General features: G+C 66.8%; 2 protein-coding genes and 1 pseudogene. 2 read left to right on the plus strand and 1 reads right to left on the minus strand.

The window, feature by feature from the left end; genetic code table 11:
* Positions 1 to 339, plus strand: a pseudogene (locus ACMUOY_RS19845) (hypothetical protein); the annotation flags it as partial.
* Positions 340 to 567: 228 nt separating this feature from the next.
* On the opposite strand, the gene ACMUOY_RS19850 reads toward ACMUOY_RS19845, so the two are convergent.
* Complete coding sequence (locus ACMUOY_RS19850) at positions 568 to 2,277, minus strand: FAD-binding oxidoreductase (RefSeq protein ID WP_413894466.1); 1,710 nt, start codon at positions 2,275 to 2,277, stop codon at positions 568 to 570.
* A gap of 353 nt (positions 2,278 to 2,630) precedes the next feature.
* Here ACMUOY_RS19850 and ACMUOY_RS19855 point away from each other — a divergent pair.
* Positions 2,631 to 3,297, plus strand: a 667-nt coding sequence (locus ACMUOY_RS19855) for a transposase zinc-binding domain-containing protein (protein WP_413894467.1), incomplete at its 3' end; no start/stop codon positions are given.

Raw genomic sequence — 3,297 nt, forward strand, 5'->3', positions numbered from 1 at the left:
GTCTGCCTTGGCCGACGTGTTTCGAAGCCAAAGACTCGTGCCATACTTGGCCTCATGCGGTTGAATTTCCTATCCGTCGAAGTCTTCCCGCTGCTGTGCCCCATGTGCGGTGGGCAGATGCGCCTGATTGCGTTCATCACCCACAGTGTCGATATCCGGCAAATACTCGAACACATCGGGGTAGAGTCCGAACCCCCACACATCGCGCCAGCACGCGGGCCACCGCTGTGGGTTGAGTGTGATGCGCCGGTGGATGACGGGGTGCAAGGCGAGCCGGATTGGGATTTGGCAGCGCAACCCGCACCCGATTACGAGGTAGACCAGCGCGTCAATTGGTGACCCAGTGAAGCGGCGGTATCAATCGCTGCGGCGAGTAGCTGCGTGCGCGCCGGCCCCAAATGCATCTTGCATCCCAAGGTTTCGCCATTTAGAGGTAAGCGAGCGCTCAACCTGCCTTGACCGAACGTGTTTCGAGGCCAAAAACTCGTGCCATACTTGGCCTCATGCGGTTGAATTTCCTATCCGTTGAATTTCCTATCCGTTCGCGCGGATGCGGGGATGTGCCGATCATAGAACCGGCTGTCGAGGCCTTTGCGACGGTGCCAGCGCCCCGGTGATGCCCACCGACCGCCCCAGCGGGTCGAACAGCACGCCGGGGTTGAGCACGGCCTGCGGGTCCAGCTCGCGTTTGGCCGCGGCCAGCACGCGGCGAAACAGCGGGTCGGCCTCGCGCTCGTAGCCGCTTCGGTGGTCGCGCCCCACGGCGTGGTGGTGGGTGATGGTGCCGCCGTGGGTGATCACGGCCGCGTTGGCGGCGGCCTTGATGTCGCGCCAGGCGGCCAGCGCGCTGGCCACGCTGCCGTCGGCGGCGCCGTTGACGGCCAGCGTGAAGTAGGGCGCCGGCCCGTCGGGGTAGACGTGGGTGAAGCGGCACGACAGCAGCGCCTCGTGGCCGGTGGCGCGTTCGATGGCGGCGGAGACGTCGGCCTTGACGCCGGCGTAGAAGGCGTCGAAGCGGTCCCAGGTGATGGCGGTCTCGAAGGTGTCCATGATCACGCCCAGGCCCACGGCCGGGTCGCGCCAGTAGGGCATGCGCAGGAAGGCGTCGCGCCAGGCGCCGGCCGCGCCGGCGCGGTGCATGTCACCCCCCTCCGGCGCCATCGAGCGCGCCACCATCTCGGCGTCGAAGGCGCCGCCATGCTCGCGCACCAACTCCAGCGCGCGCGCCATCCAGGGCTGCAGCGGGTGGTCGGCCGATTCGAAGCCCAGCACGAGCAGCGCGTGGCTGCCGTCGCCGACGCCGGAGAACACCGTCTCCAGCGGGTCCAGCAGGCGGCAATTGGCCGGGTTCAGGCCGGATTGCGACAGCGCGCGCACACAGGCCACGCCTTGGGCGTAGTCATCAAAGCGCACCGAGGCCGAGGCCCGAAAGCGCGGCGCATCCTGCAGCCGCACCCAGGCCTCGGTGATCACGCCCAATGTGCCCTCCGAGCCCAGCACCAGCCGGTCGGGTGCGGGGCCGGCCCCCGAGCCGGGCAAGCGGCGCGTCTGCAGCACGCCCGAGGGGGTGAGCAGGCGGGTGCTCTCCACGAAGTCGTCGATGTGGGTGTGCTGCATCGCGTAGTGGCCGCCGGCGCGGGTGGCGATCCAGCCGCCAAGCGTGGAGAACTCGAAGCTCTGCGGAAAGTGCCGCAACGTCAGGCCGTGGGTTTTCAGCTGTGCCTCCAGCTCCGGCCCCAGCGCACCGGCCTGGATGCGCGCGGCGCGGCTGGTACGGTCCACCTCCAGCACCCGGTGCAGGCGCTCCAGGTCCATCGACACCGTGGCCGCGTAGCTGGCGCCCACCGCGGGTTCCACGCCGCCGCACACGCTGCTGCCGCCGCCATAGGGCACCACTGCGACGTTGCAACGCGCGGCCCAGTCCAGCAGGTCGACAATGGCCTGCTCGTCGTCCGGGAAGGCCACCCAGTCTGGCGGCTCGGGTACGTCGCGTTGCCACATGCGCGCCAGGTCGGCGTAGCTCTTGCCGTAGCTGTGGTTGAGCCGGTCCAGCGGCAGGCTGGAGCACATCGCGGCCAGGCTGGGCGGCGGGCTGATCCGCGGCGCGCGCAGCGCAAAGTCCTCCACCCGGGGCGGCGCGGCCTCGCCCTGCACCGCGCCGAGCTGGTCGAGCATGAAGCGCAGGTTGGCCTGTTCGCGCGCGTCCAGCGCGGCGTCGGCCAGGCCCCAGCCCCAGAAACGGCGTGGGGGGCGGCGGGACAGGGTTTGGGCGGTCATACGGGTCTCCAGCGGCATGCTTTTAGGATCATTTCCTGCCCTTCCCAGCGTCAATCGGCCACAAGCAGCTATCAAAAAGAGAGTAATCGCACGCGGGTTCGGGCAGTCCGGCGCAGTATAGCAGCGGCCCGGCTCAGAGGCTGAGAGTTTTTCGGGCGTGTCCGAGCAACGCCTCAAAATGTGCCCGATCAAGGCGCAAAGCAAAGCCATAGCTCGGGCCGGATGTGCCGCCTGCGCGCAAGTAAGTCCGCAGCCAAGCTACCCTGACAAGGCCCGAACTGGCTACGGTTCGGGCCTTGTGCTTTGCGTACCCAAACAATCGCCGCAGAATACTGTGCATTTGTACAGTATTCATGCCAATCACTGCAAAACCCAAGCTCTACAACCCACGCCACCCCGAACGCACGCTGCTCTACCAAACGGTAGCCGAGCACTACGAGACCTGGCTAGAGTTGGCCAGCGCGGGTCAGTTCGACGGCCAGGGCGACCACCACACCCCCAAGCCCTTCGTGCGCAAAGCGTTTGCCAAGTATCTTGAGTGCGGCATCTTTGCCCATGGCTTTGCCCGCGCTCGCTGCGGCGACTGTGGGCACGACTACTTTGTAGCCTTCTCCTGCAAAGGCCGGGGAGTCTGCCCCTCGTGCACCACGCGGCGGATGGTGGAGACAGCAGCGCACCTGAACGACCACGTTTTCCCCCGCCTGCCGGTGCGCCAGTGGGTGCTCTCCGTGCCCAAGAGGTTGCGGTACTTCATGCAACGCGACGGAGCGGTGCTGAGCATGGTGCTGCGCATCTTTCTGCGGGTGATCGCACAAACTCTGCAGACCCACAGCCCCGGTGCGGCCCATATGGACAAGGCAGGCCTGCACATCGGTGCCATCGCCTTCATTCACCGATTCGGCTCCAGCCTGAACGAACACGTCCACTTCCACGTCTGTGTGGTGGACGGGGTGTTTGAGGAGGTGGCAGGCGAGGGCAGCGCTGATGCCCCAATGCAAGCCTCTGCGCCAGGTGTCGTAT

Source organism: Candidatus Skiveiella danica, from assembly GCF_022705245.1.
GTDB classification, from domain to species: domain Bacteria; phylum Pseudomonadota; class Gammaproteobacteria; order Burkholderiales; family Burkholderiaceae_C; genus Skiveiella; species Skiveiella danica.